The sequence below is a fragment of the Streptomyces sp. NPDC058579 genome (genome assembly GCF_042718575.1).
Classification (GTDB): Bacteria; Actinomycetota; Actinomycetes; order Streptomycetales; family Streptomycetaceae; genus Streptomyces.
On the sequence record NZ_JBHXPI010000027.1, the window covers coordinates 1 to 17,546 of the forward strand.

Consider the following 17,546-nt stretch of genomic DNA (forward strand, 5'->3'; position numbering starts at 1 on the left):
AACTCCGCCGCCGCGCCGATCACATGCTCACAGTTGTCCAGGAGCAGCAGCAGGCGGCGCGACGCGCAGTGCTCCACGAGACGGGTCAGCGCGTCCCTGGGTGTGGCTCCCCACGACTGGGTCTCACGGCCGCCGAGCGCGGTGAGGACAGCGGACGGAACCTCGGACTCCGCGCGTACGGAGCCGAGTTCGACCGCCCCCACCCCGCCCGGCCATCGCCACGCCTCGGCGTCGGCGGCCTCCAGGGCCAGCCTGGTCTTCCCCACCCCACCCGGTCCGATCAGGGTGACCAGTCGACGCTTCCCCAACTCGGCTACGAGAACGTCGAGTTCCCCTTCCCTCCCGACGAAGGAGGTCGGCCGGGCGGGCAGTCGGAGCGGCAGCACCGCCACGGTCGGAGGTTCATCACCCGACAGCAACTCCGCTTGCAGGTCCCGCAGTTCCGCCCCCGGGTCCGCCCCGAGGCGGTCCGCGAGCACGGTGCGGACCTCGTCGTACACGCGCAGCGCCTCGGCCCCGCGCCCGGCGGCCCGCAGCGCGCGGATGCGGAGTGCCTGAACGGTCTCGTCCAGGGGCCGCTCCGCCGCAAGGGCCTCCAGCGGCGCCACGGCAGGCGCGGCCCGCCCGAGGGCCACCTCGGCGGCGAGGCGGTCCTTGCGGGCATGGGCGTGGCGCTGTTCCACCCGCACGACGACCGGGTCGCCGTCCCGGCCCGGCAGATCGGCGAGCGCCGGCCCGCGCCACAGCCCGAGCGCCTCGTCGAGCAGCCGAGCCGCCCGCGCCGTCTCCCTGGCCGCCAGCGCCTCCGCGCCCTCGGCGGCCAGCCGCTCGAACACGTAAAGGTCCACGTCCTCGGCTCCCGCCGCGAGCCGGTACCCGCCGGCGACCGAGTCCACCGCCTCCCGCCCCAGCACCCGGCGGAGCCGCCCCACCAGCGCCTGGAGCGCCTCCGTGCCGTTCCCCGGCGGGTCGCCCTCCCAGATCAGCTCGATCAGCTCGTCCGCCCGTACGACGCGTCCCGCCGCGCCCGCCAGCGCGGCCAGCAGGGCACGGAGGCGGGCACCGCTGAGCGCGGCCTCCCCGCCGTCGGCCCGGAGGGCCTGGCAGGGGCCGAGGACGCGGTACCGGATGATCACCGGCCCATTCTCCCCCGACCAACCCCCGACCCCCTGCGACCCCTGCGCCCCTCCGACTCCTGCGCCCTCTCCGACCCCCGCGCCTCCCCCGACACCCGCGCCCTCTCCACCCCTGCACCTCCCCCGACACCCGCGCCCCCTCCGATCCCTGCACCTCCCCCGACACCCGCGCCCCCTCCGACCCCTCCACCTCCCCCGACCCCTGCTCCCCCTCCGACCCCTGCCCCCCGCACGGCCCACGGCGCGCACCTCTGACGCGCCCCTCTCGGTCACAACTCGGGCACTCGGTGTGTCGCCGCCATGGCGTCGGAGGGGTGCGGGTTCGACAATGGTGAGGATGACCGATGACGACCGGCGCACGCGCAGTGGCGAGATCGGGCCCACCGAGCGGCTCGCCATGAATCGGACCGGCAGCTTCGACTGGGACCTCGACACGGGCACCATCGACGTCGACGAGGCCGGGCTGCTGGTCTTCGGGCTGGACGCGAGCGAGTTCGACGGACGCCCCGCCACGCTCGTCGGGCGCCTCGCCCCCGAGGAGCGCGCCCGGGTCGACGGGGTCGTGCGGGCGGCGATCACCAGCGGCGAGACCTCGTACACCGCGCAGTTCCGGATCGTGGGCGACGACGGGACACCCCAGTGGACGCACGTCCAGGCGCGAATTCTGCGGACGCCGGACGAGCGGGCCCACCGGATCGTCGGCGTCGTCCGCGACACCACCGCCGAGGTCACCCACTCCGACTTCATCCTCGAACTGGAGAAGCGGCGCGAGGTCCAGACGAGCATCGTCCAGCGGACCACGCACGCGCTGTCGCGGGCGGTGACCGTCGACGACGTGACGGCGGCCATGACCGGCCCCGGCGGGCTCGCCCGGCTCGGCGCGGACGGGCTCGCGCTCGGCCTGGTCGAGAACGGTTCGCTCAACATCATCGCGCTCAGCGGGGAGTCCCTGGAGGCCCTGAACGACTTCCGGTCGCACCGGCTCGACCGGGGGCTGCCGCTGGCGGAGGCGGTACTGAGCGGCCGGCCGCGGTTCGTGTCCGCGTTCTCGACCCTCGGGCGGGACTACCCGGAACTGGCGCCCTACGTCGACCGGCTGAAGTTCACGTCCGCCTGCTACCTGCCGCTGGTCGCCCAGGCCCGGTCCCTGGGCGGGATGGCGCTGTTCTACCGGCGCCGCTCCGCGTTCAACGCCGACGAGCGCAACCTGTTGCTCGGCCTGGCCGCTATCGTCGCGCAGTCCCTCCAGCGCGCCATCCTCTTCGACGAGGAGCGGGAGCTGGCCACCGGGTTGCAGGAGACCATGCTGCCGCGCCGTATCCCGGCGATCTCGGGCGGCGAGATCGCCGTCCGCTACCACGCGGCCTGGAGCGGGCGGCAGGTCGGCGGCGACTGGTACGACGTGATCTCGCTGCCCCGTGGCCGGGTCGGGATCGTGGTCGGGGACGTCCAGGGGCACGACACGCACGCGGCCGCGATCATGGGGCAGTTGCGGATCGCCCTGCGGGCGTACGCGGGTGAGGGGCACGCGCCCTCCACCGTCCTGGCCCGGGCCTCCCGCTTCCTCGCCGAGCTGGACACCAACCGCTTCGCGACCTGCACGTACGCCCAGGTCGACCTGGGCAGCGGCACCGTGCGCGCCGTACGCGCCGGGCACCTGGGGCCGCTGATCCGGCACACCGACGGCCGCGTCGGGCAGCCCAAGCTGCGGGGCGGGCTGCCGCTCGGGCTCGCGACCGTGTTCGGGGACGAGGAGTTCCCGGAGACCCGGCTCGACCTCGTCCCCGGCGAGACGCTCGTGCTGTGCACCGACGGACTGGTCGAGCAGCCGGGCTCGGACATCCAGGCCGGTCTTGACGCGTTGTCGGAGGCGATGAGCGCCGGTCCGCCGCAGGCTGAGGCTCTCGCGGACCACCTGTCGGAGCAGCTGTGGGAGCGCTGGGGCGCCGGGGACGACGTGGCCCTGCTGGTGCTGCGGCGCAGCCCGGACCCGGGGACGCCGCGGGCGCCTCGCATCCACCAGTACATCCACCAGGCCGATCCGCAGGGCCTCTCGGACGCGCGGGCCGCTGTGGGCCAGGCGCTGCGGGACTGGGACATGTCCGAACTGGCCGACGACGCCGAGCTGTTGACGGGTGAGCTGCTCGTCAACGTACTGCTGCACACGGAGGGCGGTGCGGTGCTCACCCTGGAGGTGCTGCCGGAGCCGGTGCGCAGGGTGCGGCTGTCGGTGCAGGACCGGTCGAGCGCCTGGCCCCGGCGTCGTACGCCCGGCGAGGCGGCGACCTCGGGGCGCGGGCTGCTGCTGCTCGACGCGCTGGCGTCGCGGTGGGGAGTGGAGCCGCGCGGCGAGGGCAAGGCGGTGTGGTGCGAGATCGGCCCGGTGCACGCCGCCGCCACCGGGCGAGGGTGAGAGGGCAAGGAGAGAGCCGGTATGGACCCCGTGGCGGCGCTGGACCGGATCGCCTTCCTGCTTGAGCGCTCGCAGGCGCCCACGTACCGCGTACGGGCGTTCCGTACCGCGTCCGCCGCCGTCGCGGCCATGGCGGACGGTGAGGCCGAGCGGCGCGCGACGGCCGGGACGCTGGAGACGGTCAAGGGCATCGGCCCGAAGACGGCCGCCGTGATCCGGGAGGCCCTGGAGGGGCGGATTCCGGAGTATCTGGCGCGCCTGGAGGCCGAGATCCCCGTACCCGAGGTCACCGGTGGCGAGACGCTGCGGGCGGCGCTGCGGGGCGACTGCCATCTCCACTCCGAGTGGTCCGACGGCGGCAGTCCGATCGAGGACATGGGCCGCACGGCCGCGCGGATCGGCCACGAGTGGGCGGTCCTGACCGATCACTCCCCCAGCCTGAAGGTGGCGCGCGGCCTGTCGCCCGAGCGGCTGCGCGAGCAACTGGACGTGGTGGCGCGGCTGAACGAGGAGTGGGCACCGTTCCGGCTGCTGACCGGGATCGAGTGCGACATCCTGGAGGACGGTTCGCTGGACCAGGAGCCGGAGCTCCTCGACCGTCTTGACCTGGTGGTCGGCTCCGTGCACTCGAAGCTGCGGATGGACGCGCCGGCGATGACCCGGCGGATGGAGAAGGCGGTACGCAATCCGCTGATGGACGTCCTCGGCCACTGCACCGGGCGGCTGGTCAGCGGGGGACGGTTGCGGCCCGAGTCGGTCTTCGACGCGGAGCGCGTCTTCGCCGCCTGCGCGGAGTCGGGGACGGCGGTGGAGATCAACAGCCGCCCTGAGCGGCTCGACCCGCCGCGCCGGCTGCTGCGCCAGGCCGTGGAGGCGGGGGTGTGGTTCGCGGTGGACACGGACGCGCACGCGCCGGGTCAGCTGGAGTGGCAGATCTTCGGGTGCGCGCGGGCGGAGGAGTGCGAGGTGCCGACGGAGCGCGTTATCAACACCTGGTCGGCGGACGAGCTGTTGGCGTGGACGCGCGGCGAGTAGGGATTGGTGGCGCCGGAAGCGTGGTCAGCTCCGCTGCCAGACGGTCGTCGCGTTGCAGAACTCGCGGATGCCGTGGCCGGAGAGCTCACGACCGTAGCCGGAGCGCTTCACGCCGCCGAACGGGAGCGCGGGGTGGGAGGCCGTCATCCCGTTGACGAACACGCCGCCCGCCTCCAAGTCCCGTACGAAGAAAGCGATGTCGGCGTCGTCGCGCGTCCACACGTTCGAACTGAGCCCGAACGGCGAGTCGTTGGCGACGGCCACGGCCTCCTCGATGTCGCTGACCTGGTAGAGGGTGGCGACCGGGCCGAAGGCCTCCTCCTGATGGACGCGCATGTCGGGAGTGATGTCGGCCAGCACGGTCGGAAGGTAGAACCAGCCCCGCGACCGGTCCTGCGGGCGGGATCCGCCGCAGAGGACCGTGGCGCCCTTGCGTACGGCGTCGTCGACGAGTTCCTCCAGGTCGGCGCGGCCCTGTTCGGTGGCGAGCGGGCCGACGTCGGTCGCGTCGTCGAGGGGGTCGCCGACCGTGAGCGCGGACATGGCGGCCGTGAAGCGTTCGGCGAAGTGGTCGTAGACGTCGCCGTGGACGATGAACCGCTTGGCCGCGATGCAGGACTGCCCGTTGTTCTGCACGCGCGCGGTGACGGCGGTCTTGACGGCGCGGGTGACGTCGGCGGACGGCATGACGATGTACGGGTCGCTGCCGCCGAGCTCCAGGACCGTCTTCTTGACCTCGTCGCCCGCGATGGCGGCGACCGAGCGGCCGGCCGGCTCGCTGCCGGTGAGGGTTGCGGCGACGACCCGGCGGTCGCGCAGGACCGCCTCGACCGCGCCGGAGCCGATGAGGAGGGTCTGGAAGCAGCCCTCGGGGAATCCGGCCCGGCGGAAGAGGTCACCGAGGTAGAGGGCGGTCCTCGGCACGTTGGAGGCGTGCTTGAGGAGTCCGGTGTTCCCGGCCATGAGCGCGGGCGCGGCGAACCGGATGACCTGCCAGAGCGGGAAGTTCCACGGCATGACGGCGAGGATCGGGCCGAGAGGCCGGTAGTGGACGCGTGCGGCGTCCGCGCCGGAGTCCCGCACGTCGGCCGGGGCGGGGTGCTCGTCGGCGAGCAGCGCCTCGGCGTGATCGGCGTACCAGCGCATCGCCTTGGCGCACTTGGCTGCCTCGGCGCGGGCGGCCTTGATCGTCTTGCCCATCTCGGTGGTCATCGTGCGGGCGACGTCCTCGGCGTCCTCGTCGAGGAGGTCGGCGGCCCGGCGCATGAGGCGGGCGCGCTCGGCGAAGGAGGTGGCGCGGTACTGGCGGAACGTCTCGTACGAGGCGGCGACGCGCCGCTCCACCTCGTCGTGACCGTGCGCGTCATAGGTGCGCAGCGTCTCGCCCGTGGTGGGGTTTACGGTGGCGATCGCCATCTGAGCTCCTCCTGACCGTCCGCCCCACAGGCACCCTCCCGCGCCCAGGACCGGACCGCAATCGGGGAGGGGGCGCGGGGGTGAAGGGGGTGGCGGGGACCCCTGGGCTCCCTGGGGCCCCTGGGGGCGCCCCCTAGAGGTCCCGGCCCGGCGTCGGGCGCGGAGCACCCGCGGCCGCCGACGACACCCAGTCCAGCGCCCCTGCCAGATGGCCCCGGAACGTCTCGTCCTCGTACGCCTCCGGCGCGTGGCCGAGCGCCGTGAAGAAGACCCGGCCCTCGCCCGCCTCGCGGCACCAGACGAGGGGGTGGTCCGCGCCGAGCGTTCCGCCCCGGTACGTCGACTCGTCGGCGCGGGCAAGGACCTGTACGCCGGCGTTCCGGGGGTTCGACGTGAAGTTGTACCACTCGTCCGTCCAGGCCCAGCGGCCCGGCAGCGCGGCCGTCGCCGGGTGGTCGGGCGCGTCCACGCACACCACGCCCGGCTGGATCTCCGGGTGGCCGTCGAAGCGGGTGCCGAGCAGTTCGCCGTATAACGGCCAGTCGGGCTCCGCGTTGGCCGCCGCGTGGATCGCGAGGAAGCCGCCGCCCCCGAGGACGTACGCCTCGAAGGCCGCACGAGCCGACTCGGTCAGGACCGTGCCGGTCGTCGAGAGGAAGACCACCGCCGCGCACCGCCCGAGCCGCTCCGCCGTGAAGGCACCCGGGTCCTCGGTCACCTCGGCCTCGTACCCCGCCGCCTCCGCCACCGCCACCAGCGCCTTCGCGCCCGCCGGGATCGAGTCGTGGCGGTAGCCGGCGGTACGGGTGTAGATCAGGACGTCGATCGGGACGTCGGTACTCGGCACGAGGTCAGCTCCCCCTCAGACGGTAAGCGCTTTCCCTGGGGACCGTAGTCACCAGCGCCCTCGCACCGCAAGCATGGCCGAACCATTGGCGAATCGGATACATCTCTGTATCTTCTGGCGGGCATCGCGTCCCGTAAGCCGTATCGCGTCGCCACCGTCGTAAGGAGCCCCGTGAGCACTCTCCCGCCCGCCCTGGCCGCCGCCGTGGGCCCGCTGCCCGAGGGGGTCACCCTTCCGTTGCCGCCCACCTTCGAGACCGTCGAGGAGGAGCGCCGCTACCGCAAGGAGCAACTCGCGGCAGGGTTCCGGCTCTTCGGGCGGTTCGGGTTCTCCGAGGGGGTCGCCGGGCACATCACCGTCCGCGATCCGGAGAACCCGGACGCCTTCTGGGTCAACCCGTTCGGGATGAGCTTCAGCCAGATCAAGGCCTCCGATCTGATCCTCGTCGACCACGAGGGCACCGTGCTCTCCGGCAACCGGCCCGTGAACCGTGCCGCGTTCGTCATCCACTCGCAGGTGCACGCGGCCCGGCCCGACGCGGTCGCCGCCGCGCACTCGCACTCGCTGCACGGCAAGGCGTTCTCCAGCCTCGGCATCCCCCTCGCGCCGATCACGCAGGACGCGTGCGCCTTCTTCGAGGACCACGGGATCTACGACGACTACCGGGGCGTCGTCAACGAACTGGACGAGGGCAAGCGCGTCGCGAAGGCCCTCGCGGGACACAAGGCGGTCATCCTCAAGAACCACGGGCTGCTCACCGTCGGGCAGTCGGTCGCCGAGGCCGTCTGGTGGTTCGTCACCATGGAACGCTCCTGCCAGGCCCAGCTGTTGGCCATGGCCGCCGGTACGCCGCAGCTGATCGACCGCGAGACGGCGCTCGTCACCCGGGGCCAGGTCGGCACGCACCTGGCCGGCTGGTTCCAGGCCCGTCCGCTGTGGGACCAGATCACCGCCTCGGACCCCGACCTCTTCGACTGACCGATCCGCCGGCCGATCCGTTACCGGCTGTCGCCGATCTCCCGGGTCGACGCCGCCAACAGAGGCGCGAGGAAGTCACGTTCCAGGCTGCCCGGGGGCAACTCCTCGGGCTCGACGTAGCTCTGCGCGAGTCCGCCCTCGCGCAGGGCGATCAGCATCCGGGCGAACCTGTCGGCGTCCACGGTCAGTTCACGTCCCGCCCTGCGCAGTACGGCCGTCAGACCCCGGGCGATCTCGGCCCGCAGCCGGGCGTCGTGCCGGGCGAGCACCCAGGCCGCCTGCCGGTCCCGGATGGCGTGCAGGGTGAACTCGGTGGTGACGAGGTACCAGTCGCGCTCGTCCGGTTCGATCCGGGAGGCGAGTTCGGCGAGCCGCTCCAGCGTGTAGTCCTCGGCGGCGAGGGTGTCGACGGCCTCCGCGAGCCGCCGTACGGTCCGTTCGCTGTGCTCGTCGAAGAGGGCGAGGAAGAGCTCTTCCTTGCTGGCGAAGTTCGAGTAGTACGCGCCCCGGGTGTAGCCGGCGCGCTCACAGATCTGCTCGATGGAGGTGGCGTGGAAGCCGTGCTCGGCGAAGGTCTCCAGGGCGGCCTTGAGCAGGGCTGCTCTGGTTCGGGGCCGACGCTTGGTGACACCTTTCGGCACGGGTGGGCCCTCCTTCGGTGGTGCTGGAGGCGCCCACGATACCGGCGGCCCTCGCAGGCACGGATCGGCCCCGGAAGATAAAATTCACGCATGGGAAAGCGGCCCGTCGCGCCCGCCGCACCCGAGCTCGTCCTCGAGATACACGGGGACGCAACCGTGATGAGTCCGAGCCGGGTCTACCGCATCGGGCGCGACCCCACCAGCGACATCGTCCTCGACGACGACCGCACCTCCTGGCACCACGCGGTCCTGCGGGCCGTCGGTGACCACTGGACCCTCGAGGACGAGGGCAGCACCAACGGAACGTACGCGGACAGCCACCGCGTCGCCGTGCGCGAGGTCGGCCCGGGGACGGTCATCCGCTTCGGGCACCCCGGAGATGGCCCCCGCGCGGTGCTCTCGGGCACGGCGACGGCCCCGGCTGCCCTGGCACCCGAGACCCCGGTGCCGGAGGCACCCCTACCGCAAGCGCCTTCGCCCGAAGCGCCCGATGCGCCCTTCGTACGGGAGCCAGGCCCCGGAACCCCCGTACCCCCACCGCCCCCCATGCCGGGTCCAGAACCGTCGCCGGTGCCGCCTCCCGTACCGGTTCCCGAGCCGCCGGCTCCCGCGCCGCCGCGCACCCCGCCCCGGCCGTCCTCGGTCTCGCATCCAGCCCTGACCGGTACGTTCCGCCAGCCCACATCCGTGCACCCGCTGCCGACGCGCACCGTCCGGATCGGCCGGGCGCCCGAAAACGACCTGATCGTCGACGATCTCGTCGTCTCGCGGCGCCACGCCGAACTGCAGGCGCACCAGGACGGCACGTACTGGATCCAGGACCTCGGCAGCCACAACGGCACCTTCCTCAACGGTGCCCCCGTCGGCAAAGCCCGCGTCACCCCGGACGACATCGTCGGCATCGGGCACTCCGCGTTCTGCCTCATCGGAGGACAGCTCGTCGAGTTCACCGACACCGGCGAGGTCTCCCTCGACGTGCAGGACCTCGCGGTCACGGTCGACCACGGCCGGAAGACGCTCCTGGAGGAGGTGTCCTTCCCCGTCGGGCAGAAGTGCCTGCTCGCGGTGGTCGGGCCGTCCGGCGCGGGCAAGTCGACGCTGCTCGGCGCGCTCACCGGTCAGCGTCCCGCCGACCACGGCACGGTCCTCTACGACGGCCGGGACCTCTACCGCGACTACGCGGAACTCCGCCAGCGCATCGGCCTCGTCCCGCAGGACGACATCCTCCATCTGCAGCTCACCGTGCGCCGGGCCCTCGCCTACGCCGCCGAGCTGCGCTTCCCCGAGGACACGGCCGCCGCCGAACGCAAGGCGCGGGTGGACGAGGTGATCCGCGAACTCGGCCTCGTCGAGCGGGCGCAGCAGCCCATCCACAGCCTCTCCGGCGGCCAGCGCAAGCGGGTGAGCGTGGCCCTGGAGCTGCTCACCAAGCCGTCGTTGCTCTTCCTCGACGAGCCGACGTCCGGTCTCGACCCGGGCATGGACCGTTCCGTGATGCACATGCTGCGCGGGCTCGCCGACGACGGCCGTACGGTCATCGTCGTCACGCACAGCGTGCTGAGCCTGGACGTCTGCGACCGGCTGCTCGTGCTCGCGCCCGGTGGGCGCGTCGCCTACTTCGGGCCGCCGGACGACACCCTTGGCTTCTTCGGATTCGACCAGTGGCCGGAGGCGTTCGAGGCCTTCGAGACCGAGCGCGGGCGGGACTGGGCAGAGCAGTACCGCTCGTCGCGCTTCCACCGGCAGTACATCGCCGACGCGATGCAACGGGCCGGGATGCCCGCCACAGGGGCCGTTCCCGAGCCCCCGCCGCCGCGCAAGGCACAGAGCTGGGGCTCCCAGCTCCGTACGCTCGTGCGCCGGTACGCGGCGGCGCTGTCCGCCGACCGGACGTTCCTGGCCATCATGATCGCCCTGCCGTTCATCATGGGGGCGATGGCCCGGGCGCTCTCGGAGGGCAGTCTCAACGCCGAGTCGACGCTGAACGTGCTGCTGATCCTGTGTGTCGGCGGGGTGCTGACCGGTGCGGCCAACGCGGTGCGGGAGCTCGTGAAGGAACGCACGATCTACCGCCGGGAGAGAGCCGTCGGCCTCTCCCGCTCCGCGTACCTCATGTCGAAGGTGGTGGTCCTTGGGCTGATCACCGTCGTCCAGGCGGTGGTCCTCACGCTCGTCGCGCTGATCGGGGTCCCGCTGAACGTCCCGGGCGGCAAGGGCGTACTGATGCCGCCACTCATCGAACTCACGCTCGCGGTCGCGCTGCTCTCCTTCACGGCGATGATGCTCGGCCTGTTCGTCTCCGCCCTTGTGCGCAAGGAGGAGGTGACGATGCCGCTGCTCGTCCTCCTGGCCATCGTGCAGGTCGTGTTCTGCGGCGCGCTGCTCACCGTCACCGGGACGCCGGTCCTGGAACAGCTGGCCTGGCTCGTGCCGTCGCGGTGGGCGTTCGCGGCCATGGGAGCGACCATCGACATCGGGACGACCGCACCGAGCGACAAGACGGCCGATCCCCTGATGGACCACACCGTGGGCGCGTGGCTGTTCGACATGGGGATGCTGGTGGTGCTCTGTGTCGTGCTCGGCTTCCTCGTGGCGAGGCTGTTGCGGCGGCATGAGCCGGTGGTCATGCGGAAGTAGCCGATTTCGGATCCAATATCCAGGATCCAAGGTCCATGATCCGATATCCAATATCCGATCCCGAACCCAGGTCTCCGGTCCCTCGGATCCGATGTCCAATATCCAATATCCGAAATCCGGAACAGTGAAGGCAGGCGGCCCATGGGCATCCCGGTCACTCCCCCGGTACCCGACGACGTACCGGACTTCCGGCCGACCCACATCGTGCCGCGCGACGGTCTGCCCGCCTGGGAGGGTCCCGATCCGGGCCTCGCGACCGTGCCCCTCGACGCGTTCCTGCCGGTGCAGCTCACGCAGCGGGTCGGTGACTGGGGCGAGGTCCTCTGCTCCAACGGCTGGTCCGCCTGGGTGGACGCCCGGCTGCTCGTCTCCGTACCGGTGGATCCGCCGGAGGCCCGTCAGCCGCTCGCCAGGACCGCCGACCCCCGGCCTCTGATCGCCCGGGCGGAGGAGTCGCTCGGCAGGTACCGGCGGGCCGCGGAGGAGCTGGCGGCCTCGCGGGTCGACCGGGACACGTTCCAGCGGCGGACCCACGGGCTGCGGGTGGGCATGGTGGTCGACGGCGAGGCGCTCTGGCTGTACGACGCGGGGCACGAGCGCTGGGTGTACTGCGACGGTACGGCCCTGAGTACGTACGCGGCCTCGTCCGGTCCCTCGGTCGCCGCCGTCGTGCACGAGCCGACACGGGTGGTGCCCCGCCTGGAGGAGGACGACCAGCGGCAGGCGCCCGCCGGCCCGCCTCCCACCCAGGTCGTGGACCAGGCGCAGCTGCCGGGTGAGGGCTGATGGGCGGCCCGGCCCGGGACACGGACCTGCCCGCCGGCCGGGAGTCGGGGCTCGTCGGCAAGCAGATCGCGGACTACCGCGTGGAGGCCGAGATCGGCCGCGGCGGGATGGCGGTCGTCTACCGGGCGCGTGACCTGCGCCTCGACCGGACGGTGGCGTTGAAGCTGCTGGCGCCCGAACTGGCCCGCAACGACACGTTCCGCAAGCGGTTCGCGCACGAGTCGCGGGTGGCGGCCGCGATCGACCATCCGCACATCGTGCCGGTCTTCGAGGCGGGCGAGACGGAGGGTGTCCTGTACATCGCGATGCGCTTCGTAGCCGGCCAGGATCTGCGGGCGCTCCTCGACCGCGAGGGCCCGCTCCCGACGGTGAAGGCGGGACGGATCGCCGTGCAGGTGGCGTCCGCGCTGGACGCGGCGCACGCGCACGACCTGGTGCACCGGGACGTGAAGCCGGGCAACATCCTGGTCGCCGAGGGCACCGACCGCGACCATCCCGAGCATGTGTACCTCACGGACTTCGGGCTCACGAAGAAGTCCCTGTCACTGACCGGTCTGACGACGGTCGGGCAGTTCGTGGGCACGCTCGACTACGTGGCGCCCGAGCAGATCTCGGGGAAGCCGGTGGACGGCCGCTGTGACGTGTACAGCCTGGCGTGCGTGGTCTACGAGACGCTCACGGGCGCGCCGCCGTTCCGCCGCGACGACGACATGGCGCTGCTCTGGGCCCACCAGTACGACCCGCCGCCCCCGGCGTCGGCCGACCGGCCCGAGCTGACCGAGGCGGCGGACCAGGTGCTCGCGAAGGCGCTGGCGAAGGTGCCGGAGGAGCGGTACGGGACGTGTCTGGAGTTCGTCGCGGCGCTGCGGGCCGCCCTGGAGCGGGGTGGTCCCGGCCCCGGACCCGGTCCGGATGACACCGAAGGCCCGAAGCCACCGCCACCGCCGCCCCAACCACCCACCTGGGCCCGCCCGGTCTTCCGGGAGCCGCCCGCCGCCTGGTACTAGAGCTTCCCGCGGGTCTCGGTCTCGTCGCGGCGGCGGACGCTGGAGGCGAGGAGTCCGCCCAGGAATCCGGCGACGAGCCCCCAGAGCAGGGCGAAGCCGACGATCTTCCAGACGTCGGGGCGCAGCACGACCTGGCCGCCGAGGGATTCGAGTTCGCCGATGCCGAGGATGGAGAGCCCGAAGCGCGCCTCGACGAGCGTGACCGGGGCGATGACCAGCATGGTCAGGGCGAACGCGAGGCCCAGGTGGAGGGCGTGCTGCCAGAGCCGCGTACGGGCCGGCGAGCGGAGGGCGGCCACGAAGGCCACGGCGAGGACGAGGACGGCCGCCACCGGGAGCATCCACCAGGCCCGGGAGTCGTACGAGGCGAGGGAGTCCAGGTCCACCGTGGAGAGGCCCTCGGTGTCGGTGCGGAGCACCGCGTCGAGGATGGGCGGCATCGGCAGCCCGAACGGCCCTTCGACGGTGCCCTGCCAGGAGCCGCCGATCCCGACCCCGAGGGCGAGCCAGCTGACATTGGGCAGCCCCAGCAGGATGACGGCGAACGTCTCGGCCGCGTGGCCCCGCATGGCGGCCACGACGATCCCGATGACCAGGCCGATGACGACGTACGCGAGGACCAGGAGCAGCATCGCGGAGGCGACCGGCCGGACGGCTTCGTGGTAGCGGACCAGCCGCGCCGGTAGCGGGGTCCCGCGCGAGACGAGCAGCGCGATCAGGAGCACGCCGAGGATCCACAGGAGCCCGTAGAGCAGCGTGGGGCCCACTTCGGTGCGGAAGCCGACGGTGGGGTTCACCGCGTCGAGGAGTTCGCCGAACAGGTCGGACATCGGGTCTTCGCTCTGTCCGCCGGGGAGCGTGACGGGGAAGTCGCGGCGGGCGAGGGCGGAGAGACCGGCGAGCGCTGCCAGCCAGAGCACGACTGTGCGCGCGACGCGGGCGAGGAGGTCGCCGGTCCGGGCGACGGCGTGGTGGCGGAGCGGCAGGAGGAAGCAGAAACCTGTGACCAGTGCGCCCACCAGGGTGACGGTGAGGGGCATGGCGGTCAGTTCGGCGTTGGTGCCGGCGAGTGCGCTCGCGTCGCCGGAGAGGTCGATCTGGCCGCCGACGGCCATGACGACGACCGCGGCGACGACGTTGACGAAGCCGCCGGGCAGGTCGCCGGCGCCCGCGGCCCAGAGGCCGAGTGCGGCGACGACGGCCATCGCGAGGAACCCGGCGAGGACGGCTACCAGGGCCTCGCCCCAGTGGCGGGCGAAGTGGCCGGTGTCGTGCGCCGGGCGGGACGTGGTGGGGAGCCGACTGCTCACGCTCACCACGCTAGTACCGGAGGTTCCTGCCCGCAGGGCCTGTGGACAACGTCCGCTTGCGGACAGGGCCTGTTCCGCGCACACAATGGGCGCGGAACGGAAGAAAGGGAAAAATGTGACTTCCCACCCGCCGTCCGGCCGCCCCTCGGTTCCTCCCTCAGGTCCGCCTTCGGGTCCCCTCTCGGGCCCGAGCACCAGCCCGGGGCAGGCCGGTCCCCCACCACCCCCCGGACCGCCGCACGACGGCTCGGGGGGTGGCTCGGGCGGTTCCGGCAGTTCCGGCGGCGGCGGTACGGGAGGCGGCCAGGGCGAAGGCGGTGGCGGCGGCCCCTGGTGGCGCTCCGTCCCCAAGGTCGCGTCGGTCACGGCGGTGCTGGTCGCGGCCGTGGCCCTGGTGGTCGTCCTCACCCGTCCGGACGGCAACGGCGGTGACACCGGGGGCTCCGGCGGAGGCGAGGTGTTCCTGCAGAACGCCTCGGCGACCGGCCCCGACCCGTTCACCAAGTCGACGGCCCGCGCCGCCAACGCCTCGCAGTCCCCCGCGCCGCTGCCCAGCCCGACCCTCACCGGGGACGCCACCGCCACGCGCAGCGTGTCCGGTTCGGCGCCGGGCCTGTACGGCGGTACGCAGAACACGGCGAGCTGCGACGTGGAGCAGCAGGTCCGCTATCTGTCCGCCGAGCCGGCCAAGAACACGGCCTTCGCCCAGGTCCTGGGGATCTCCACCGGGGAAGTGCCGGGGTATCTGCGCTCCCTGACCCCGCTTCAGCTCCGGGTCGACACCCGGGTGACCAATCACGGCTTCCGGGACGGCGGCCCTACCTCGTACCAGGCGGTGCTCCAGGCCGGTACGGCCGTGCTCGTCGACGACCGGGGCGTGCCCCGGGTCCGCTGCGCCTGCGGTAACCCGCTGAAGCCTCCGGTCGCCCAGAAGGATCCGAAGACGACGGGGACCAAGTGGGCGGGCTATCAGCCCTCCCAGGTGGTCGTCGTGACGCCCTCGGTGACCGTGGTGAACGTCTTCGTCGTGTACGACCCCGAGGACGACGGCTGGTTCGCCCGCGAGCCGGGCGACACGGGGAAGCAGGACAAGCCGACGAAGCCTCCGACGGCGCCCCCGTCGCCGTCCGTCTCGGGCTCGGTGACCGATTCCCCCAGTTCGCCGTCGACGTCGCCGTCCTCGCCGGTGCCCTGCGTGACGGTGACGGGTGGGGAGACGCCCACGCCCAGTGGTGGCGTCACTCCTTCGGCTTGCCCGTCCCGCTCGGAGTCGTCGTCCTCGCCGGCTCCCGAGTCGCCCGCTTCGCCCGAGTCGCCCGCCTCACCGGATTCGCCGAGTCCGGAGTCGGAACCGGCGACCGACGACACGACCACGAACGGCACGGCGACGAACGGAACACCCTCCGACGGAACGACCGGCACGTCCGTGAGCCCGCAGTCGGCGGACATCTCGGAGTCGAGTCCCGGTCCGGCCCCGCAGCCCGGGCCGAACGCCGCCGGGCACGTCCTCGCGAACGCTCAGCCGGTCTCCTGAAGGCAGGCGCGGGAGGGGGCGGCGGCGGACTCGGCTCCGTCGCCGCCCTTGCGGCGCCGACCGGCCACCCACACAGCCGCGCCGAACTTTCGGATCCAATCTCCGATCGGCAGCGGCTCCGCGAGACGTTCCTCCGCCCGCTTCTGCCACAGCCTCTCGTCACGGTCGGTGAGGCGTGCACCCATGGCTGTTCTCCTCTCCCTGGCCGCCAGGCCACTGATGCGGAGTCTGTAGCCTTATTGGCCTGGACAGCAGAGCCAATGAGGAGTGATTGGCATGGCAGAGGGTCGAGTGGTCCGCAGTGTGGTCCGTACCGTGGTCCACACTGCGGACCGCACCCTGACCGGCCGCCAACTGGCGGCGCTCCTGACGCCACCGCCCGAGGGCAGGTTCGGCTACCGGGAACTGGCACGGGCCGTCCGGGAGACCCTGCTCGACGGCCGGGTCGCGCTGCGCATGCGGCTGCCCGCCGAGCGGGAGCTCGCCCAGGCGCTCGCCGTGAGCCGTACGACCGTGACCGGGGCGTACGACCTGCTGCGGGAGAGCGGGTACGCGCACAGCCGGCGGGGCGCGGGCACGTGGACGGCGCTGCCGGACGGCCAGGCCCCGGTCAGCCTGGCAGCCTTCCACGGTGCCCCCGACGCCGCCATCGATCTCGCGCTCGCCGCGCCCGAGGCCCCCGCCGACGAGCTGGCCCGGGCGCTCACCGCCGCCTCCGCCGAACTGCCGCGCTACGCGCGCTCCCAGGGGTACCACCCGTTCGGCCTCCCGGAGCTGCGCTCCGCGATCGCCGACCGTTACACGCGCCGCGGGCTCCCCACGCTCCCCGAGCAGATCCTCGTCACCACGGGAGCCCAGCAGGCCCTCGCCCTGGCCGTGGCGCTGCTCGGCGGTCCCGGCGACCGGGCGCTCGCGGAGAACCCCTCGTACACCAACGCCCTGGACGCGATGCGCGGCCGGCGCCTGCGCCTGACCCCCGTACCGGTCACCGATTCGGGCTGGGACAGCGGGCTGATCGACGCGGCGCTACGGCAGACGGCGCCCCGACTCGCGTATCTGATCCCGGACTTCCACAATCCGACCGGGCAGCTGATGCCGGACGCGCAGCGCCGGGAGGTGGCGCGCTCGGCGCGCGCCACCGGCACCTGGCTGGTGGTCGACGAGACGCTCACCGACATGGCTCTGGACGTGCCCGCCCCACGACCCTTCGCGGCGGCCTCGGCGACCGGCGAGAGCGAGCAGATCATCAGCGTCGGCTCGCTCAGCAAGAGCTGTTGGGGCGGTCTGCGGGTGGGCTGGGCCCGGGCGGCATCGCGGGTGATCACCGAGCTGGCGCGGGTGCGCATCACCGCCGATCTGTCGGGTTCGGTGCTCGACCAGCTGCTGGCAGTCGAGCTGCTCGGCCGCCTTGACACGATCCTGCCGCGCCGCACCGAGGAGCTGAGGGTGCGCCGCGAGGCCCTGGCGACGGCGCTCGCCCGCCATGTCCCGGAGTGGCGCTGGACGCTCCCGCCCGGCGGTCTGTGCCTCTGGGTCGACCTGGGCCGCCCCATCGCCTCCGGTCTGGCCGCGCGGGCGCTGCGGCACGGTGTACGGGTGGAGGGCGGCACCCGGTTCGGCGTGGACGTGGGCACGCACGAGCACCGGCTACGGATCCCCTTCGCGCTGCCGCCCGCGGTCTACGACACGGCCGCCGAGCGGCTCGCGGCGGCCCTTGCCGGGGCTCCGGCCCGGTTCTCGGACCCGGATCTGCCGGACTGGGTGGCCTGAGGCGGCGGCCGGCCGGGGGGAAATCCGGGTGCCCGG

General features: G+C 72.9%; 14 protein-coding genes. 8 read left to right on the forward strand and 6 right to left on the reverse strand.

The genetic code is table 11. The annotated features are described in order from the left end of the window. On the reverse strand, positions 1 to 1,136 hold a 1,136-nt coding region (locus ACFWRO_RS25440; protein WP_384513559.1), incomplete at its 3' end, for a BTAD domain-containing putative transcriptional regulator. Between the two features lie 337 nt (positions 1,137 to 1,473). Between ACFWRO_RS25440 and ACFWRO_RS25445 the strand changes: the two genes are divergently transcribed. Both ACFWRO_RS25445 and ACFWRO_RS25450 read left to right on the forward strand, forming a co-directional pair. Continuing rightward, on the forward strand, positions 1,474 to 3,549 hold the full coding sequence (locus tag ACFWRO_RS25445) for a SpoIIE family protein phosphatase (RefSeq protein WP_384513561.1): 2,076 nt from the start codon (positions 1,474 to 1,476) through the stop codon (positions 3,547 to 3,549). A 21-nt stretch (positions 3,550 to 3,570) separates the two neighbouring features. Further along, complete coding sequence (locus tag ACFWRO_RS25450) at positions 3,571 to 4,584, forward strand: PHP domain-containing protein (protein WP_384513563.1); 1,014 nt, start codon at positions 3,571 to 3,573, stop codon at positions 4,582 to 4,584. A 24-nt stretch (positions 4,585 to 4,608) separates the two neighbouring features. Here ACFWRO_RS25450 and ACFWRO_RS25455 read toward each other — a convergent pair whose 3' ends face one another. Then, positions 4,609 to 6,000, reverse strand: a complete 1,392-nt coding sequence (locus tag ACFWRO_RS25455; protein WP_384513565.1) for an NADP-dependent succinic semialdehyde dehydrogenase — start codon at positions 5,998 to 6,000, stop codon at positions 4,609 to 4,611. 133 nt (positions 6,001 to 6,133) lie between these two features. Then, a complete protein-coding gene (locus tag ACFWRO_RS25460) occupies positions 6,134 to 6,847 on the reverse strand; it encodes a ThuA domain-containing protein (protein ID WP_384513567.1) in 714 nt (237 codons plus the stop codon). Between the two features lie 171 nt (positions 6,848 to 7,018). Here ACFWRO_RS25460 and ACFWRO_RS25465 point away from each other — a divergent pair, with 171 nt between their 5' ends. Next, complete coding sequence (locus tag ACFWRO_RS25465) at positions 7,019 to 7,825, forward strand: class II aldolase/adducin family protein (protein ID WP_384513569.1); 807 nt, start codon at positions 7,019 to 7,021, stop codon at positions 7,823 to 7,825. 20 nt (positions 7,826 to 7,845) lie between these two features. Here the strand turns inward: ACFWRO_RS25465 and ACFWRO_RS25470 are convergent, their stop codons facing one another. After that, positions 7,846 to 8,466, reverse strand: a complete 621-nt coding sequence (locus tag ACFWRO_RS25470; RefSeq protein ID WP_384513571.1) for a TetR/AcrR family transcriptional regulator — start codon at positions 8,464 to 8,466, stop codon at positions 7,846 to 7,848. A 90-nt stretch (positions 8,467 to 8,556) separates the two neighbouring features. Between ACFWRO_RS25470 and ACFWRO_RS25475 the strand changes: the two genes are divergently transcribed. From ACFWRO_RS25475 to ACFWRO_RS25485, 3 genes are all read left to right on the forward strand, one after another. After that, positions 8,557 to 11,103 carry an FHA domain-containing protein gene (locus ACFWRO_RS25475; protein ID WP_384513573.1) on the forward strand — a complete coding sequence of 849 codons (2,547 nt, stop codon included), beginning with the start codon at positions 8,557 to 8,559 and terminating at the stop codon, positions 11,101 to 11,103. A gap of 141 nt (positions 11,104 to 11,244) precedes the next feature. Then, positions 11,245 to 11,889, forward strand: coding sequence for a hypothetical protein (locus ACFWRO_RS25480; protein WP_384513574.1), 645 nt, complete (start codon positions 11,245 to 11,247; stop codon positions 11,887 to 11,889). Next, entirely contained in the window at positions 11,889 to 12,896 is a 1,008-nt protein-coding gene (locus ACFWRO_RS25485) for a serine/threonine-protein kinase (RefSeq protein WP_384513575.1), read from the forward strand. Before ACFWRO_RS25480 ends, ACFWRO_RS25485 begins: the two co-directional genes overlap by 1 nt. Here the strand turns inward: ACFWRO_RS25485 and ACFWRO_RS25490 are convergent. After that, positions 12,893 to 14,206 carry a streptophobe family protein gene (locus tag ACFWRO_RS25490; RefSeq protein WP_384513576.1) on the reverse strand — a complete coding sequence of 438 codons (1,314 nt, stop codon included), beginning with the start codon at positions 14,204 to 14,206 and terminating at the stop codon, positions 12,893 to 12,895. The two genes, ACFWRO_RS25485 and ACFWRO_RS25490, sit on opposite strands and share 4 nt — an antisense overlap. 85 nt (positions 14,207 to 14,291) lie before the next feature. Here ACFWRO_RS25490 and ACFWRO_RS25495 point away from each other — a divergent pair, with 85 nt between their 5' ends. Continuing rightward, positions 14,292 to 15,740, forward strand: coding sequence for a DUF6777 domain-containing protein (locus ACFWRO_RS25495; RefSeq protein WP_384513578.1), 1,449 nt, complete (start codon positions 14,292 to 14,294; stop codon positions 15,738 to 15,740). On the opposite strand, the gene ACFWRO_RS25500 is transcribed toward ACFWRO_RS25495, so the two are convergent. Continuing rightward, on the reverse strand, positions 15,725 to 15,925 hold the full coding sequence (locus ACFWRO_RS25500) for a hypothetical protein (RefSeq protein ID WP_384513580.1): 201 nt from the start codon (positions 15,923 to 15,925) through the stop codon (positions 15,725 to 15,727). The two genes, ACFWRO_RS25495 and ACFWRO_RS25500, sit on opposite strands and share 16 nt — an antisense overlap. Positions 15,926 to 16,016: 91 nt before the next feature. Between ACFWRO_RS25500 and ACFWRO_RS25505 the strand changes: the two genes are divergently transcribed. Continuing rightward, the gene (locus tag ACFWRO_RS25505; protein WP_384513581.1) at positions 16,017 to 17,510 is read left to right on the forward strand and encodes a PLP-dependent aminotransferase family protein; all 1,494 of its coding nucleotides are present in this window, start codon (positions 16,017 to 16,019) and stop codon (positions 17,508 to 17,510) included. Positions 17,511 to 17,546 lie beyond the last annotated feature (36 nt).

Coding starts and splice junctions, on each gene's coding strand:
- ACFWRO_RS25495 (WP_384513578.1), top strand. CDS start 14,292: ATGGGCGCGGAACGGAAGAAAGGGAAAAATGTGACTTCCCACCCGCCG.
- ACFWRO_RS25500 (WP_384513580.1), bottom strand. CDS start 15,925: ATGGGTGCACGCCTCACCGACCGTGACGAGAGGCTGTGGCAGAAGCGG.
- ACFWRO_RS25450 (WP_384513563.1), top strand. CDS start 3,571: ATGGACCCCGTGGCGGCGCTGGACCGGATCGCCTTCCTGCTTGAGCGC.
- ACFWRO_RS25480 (WP_384513574.1), top strand. CDS start 11,245: ATGGGCATCCCGGTCACTCCCCCGGTACCCGACGACGTACCGGACTTC.
- ACFWRO_RS25505 (WP_384513581.1), top strand. CDS start 16,017: ATGGCAGAGGGTCGAGTGGTCCGCAGTGTGGTCCGTACCGTGGTCCAC.
- ACFWRO_RS25475 (WP_384513573.1), top strand. CDS start 8,557: ATGGGAAAGCGGCCCGTCGCGCCCGCCGCACCCGAGCTCGTCCTCGAG.
- ACFWRO_RS25445 (WP_384513561.1), top strand. CDS start 1,474: ATGACCGATGACGACCGGCGCACGCGCAGTGGCGAGATCGGGCCCACC.
- ACFWRO_RS25455 (WP_384513565.1), bottom strand. CDS start 6,000: ATGGCGATCGCCACCGTAAACCCCACCACGGGCGAGACGCTGCGCACC.
- ACFWRO_RS25485 (WP_384513575.1), top strand. CDS start 11,889: ATGGGCGGCCCGGCCCGGGACACGGACCTGCCCGCCGGCCGGGAGTCG.